We start from the raw sequence: 2,853 nt of genomic DNA on the forward strand, positions 1-2,853 counted from the left end.
GTGCTGGATATTCGCCCCTTCCAGCCGCCGATCGGGGCGAATATCCAGCACTCAACGGGGACTGTCGGAGCGAGACGGGTCGAGCGAGAAAGGTACTTTTGGTCGGTACCGGAGCGGGCGTGCCCGAGCCGAACATGAGGCATGCCTCCTACCTCTGCCGTCTCGCCCCCCGCCCGGTCTCGTCTCGTCGCCCTCGACGTGCTCCGCGGGTTCGCGCTGTGCGGGATCCTCGTCGCCAACGTCATCCCGATCAGCGCCGCGGTCGCCACCGACGCACCGGTGACGACCGCCCTCACCGCCTCCGGCGGCGGGCAGGTCGACTGGCTGCACCTGCTCGTCGACCAGCGCTTCTTCCCGATCTTCTCCCTGCTCTTCGGCGTCGGGTTCTCGCTGCTCGTCGAGTCGGCGGCCGGCCGCGTCGCGCGACCGCGACTGGTCCTGCTGCGCCGTCTCCTCGTGCTGCTCGCCCTCGGCCTGGCGCACCTGCTCCTGCTCTGGCCGGGCGACATCCTCACCGTCTACTCCGTGGTCGGGCTGGTCGTGCTGCTGCCGTCCACGTGGCTCCCGCGCTGGGCCGTCGCCGGTCTCGCCGCGGTCTGCACGGTCGCGGCGATCCTGCTGGCCGGCGGGTCGTACGCCCTGGTCCCCGGCCTCTTCCTGCTCGGCTCGGCGCTGACCCGGTACGGCGTGACCCGGCGCATCGAGAGCTCGACCCGCGTCCCGGCCCTCCTCGCCCTCGGGCTGACGGCGGCCGCCGTGCCCGCACTCTGGGCGCAGGCCTCGTTCGAGCAGGTCGGCGACGTCGACACGCTGGGCTACCGGATCGTCCTGCAGGCGGCCGGGGTCCTGATCGCCGGGGTGTACGTCTGCGCACTGCTCGTGCTGCTGCGCACCCCTGTCCGCCGTGTGCTGCGCGCCGTGTTCGCACCACTGGGAAGGATGGCCCTGACCAACTACCTGACCGCTACAGTGCTGGTGCTCGCCGTCGCGCACGTCGTCGGTCACCCGGAGCGCTGGTCGTCGAAGACGGTGCTGGTCATCGCGGGCACGGTGCTCGTCGCCCAGTGGATCTTCTCCGCCCTCTGGCTCCGCCGGTTCCGGTACGGCCCACTGGAGTGGGGCTGGCGCTGGGCCACGTGGCTGAGCCGCCCGCCGCTGCGCATCACCGACGGCGCCGGCGAGCGCCGTCCGGCGTCGACCCTCGTAGCCTGAACCGCGTGCACACCACCAGACGGGGGACGGCTCTGGCCAGGGCCGCCGGAGATCTCCTCATCGGCCTGACGCTCGCCGCTGTCCTGCTGCTCACGGCCGCGGCCCTGGCGGCGAGCTGGGGCGGCCTCTCCTGGGTACCCGGCCTGGCCGCGGGAACGATCGTCGGGGCGCTGGCCCTGCTGCGTCGCCGCAACCGGTTCGGCACGGCGCTCGCCGGGCTGGGCGTGTCGGCGGTGGCCGTCGTCGTGGCGCGGCTCGCCGACCTTCCTGCGGAACCCGCGCCGGCCGTCTCCCTCGCCCTCGCGGTGCTGGTGGCGTCGGCGATCCGCACGCTCCCCATGCGGCGGGCGGCCGTCGTGGCGGGCGGCGGCCTGGTGGTGGTCGCCGGGTCGTGGCTCGCGGCCGTCCCGTTCGTGCCGGAGGCGACGGTCATCCCGCTGGTGAGCGCCGCGGCGTGGCTCGCGGCGGTCGCGGCGGGGCTCGGCGGCCGGCTCCTCGTGGCCCGTCGCGAGGCTGCGGTCGAGCGCGTGCGCCGCGACGAGCGCCTCGCGGTGGCGCGTGAGCTGCACGACGTCGTCGCGCACCACATCACCGGCATGGTGGTCCAGGCGCAGGCCGCACAGATCGTGGCCGCGAGGGGCCCGGGCGAGGCTGCGCGCGTCGCGGAGTCGCTGGCGGGCATCGAGGCGGCCGGCTCGGAGGCGCTGACGTCGCTCCGCCGCGTCGTCGGCCTGCTGCGCGACGCCGACGACGGGTCCCCCGCCGCTCCCGGCCCCGAGTCGCTGAGCGCCCTGGTCAGGCGGTTCGAGGACCGCGGCCCGGAGGTGCGCCTACGGCTGCCCGACGACGGCCCCGCGTGGCCGGCGGAAGTGACCACGGCCGTCTACCGGGTGGTCCAGGAGTCGCTGACGAACATCACGCGGCACGCGCCGCAGGCCCGGACGGTGACCGTCGACGTGTGCCGGGTCCCGGACGGCCTGACCGTCGAGGTGTCCGACGACGCCCCGCATACCGGCGCCCGCGCTGCCGGCGCCGCTCTCGACACCGGGAGCGGCTACGGCCTGATCGGCATGCGCGAACGCGTGGTCTCCCTCGGCGGCACCCTGCGGGCCGGCCCGCGGCCGGACGCCGGCTGGTCCGTCGCCGCCACCCTCCCCCTCGCCGCGGAGGAGCGCCGATGACCATCAGCGTGCTCCTCGCCGACGACCAGCCCATGGTCCGCGGCGGCCTGCGGACCATCCTGGAGGACCAGCCGGACATCGAGGTCGTCGCCGAGGCGGCCGACGGCGTCGAGGCGGTCGCCCTGGCCCGCCGGCTGCGGCCGGACGTCTGCCTCGTCGACATCCGCATGCCCCACATGGACGGCCTGGAGGTGACCCGCACGCTCGCCGGGCCCGACGTCGCCGACCCGCTCCGGGTGGTGGTCGTCACGACGTTCGACGTCGACGAGTACGTCTACGGGGCGCTCCGCGGCGGCGCCGTCGGCTTCATCCTGAAGGATGCCGGCCCGGCGCTGCTCGTCGAGGCGGTCCGGGCGGCGCACGCGGGCGATGCGCTGGTCTCGCCGTCGGTCACGGTGCGGCTCCTGCGGCACCTGACCGGCGCGACCCGGCCGGAGAGCGGGCCGGACGGCGCCCTCGC

At 75.2% G+C, this 2,853-nt stretch carries 3 protein-coding genes; all 3 read left to right on the forward strand.

Going from position 1 to position 2,853, the window contains the following annotated elements:
• The first annotated feature begins 141 nt into the window (after positions 1-141).
• A complete protein-coding gene (locus ACFWE2_RS25120; RefSeq protein WP_377226931.1) occupies positions 142-1,212 on the forward strand; it encodes a DUF418 domain-containing protein in 1,071 nt (356 codons plus the stop codon).
• A 5-nt stretch (positions 1,213-1,217) separates the two neighbouring features.
• Positions 1,218-2,393: a sensor histidine kinase gene (locus ACFWE2_RS25125; protein ID WP_377226932.1), complete on the forward strand. Its 1,176-nt coding sequence runs from the start codon at positions 1,218-1,220 to the stop codon at positions 2,391-2,393.
• A partial coding sequence (locus tag ACFWE2_RS25130; protein WP_377226933.1) for a response regulator transcription factor occupies positions 2,390-2,853 on the forward strand: 464 nt, incomplete at its 3' end. The genes ACFWE2_RS25125 and ACFWE2_RS25130, both read left to right, overlap by 4 nt.

Origin of the sequence: Promicromonospora sp. NPDC060271 (assembly GCF_042726755.1) — a bacterium.
Taxonomy (GTDB): Bacteria; Actinomycetota; Actinomycetes; order Actinomycetales; family Cellulomonadaceae; genus Promicromonospora.

What these genes read in the sequence shown, in the direction of transcription:
- ACFWE2_RS25120 (WP_377226931.1), top strand. Translation starts at nt 142, where the DNA reads ATGCCTCCTACCTCTGCCGTCTCGCCCCCCGCCCGGTCTCGTCTCGTC.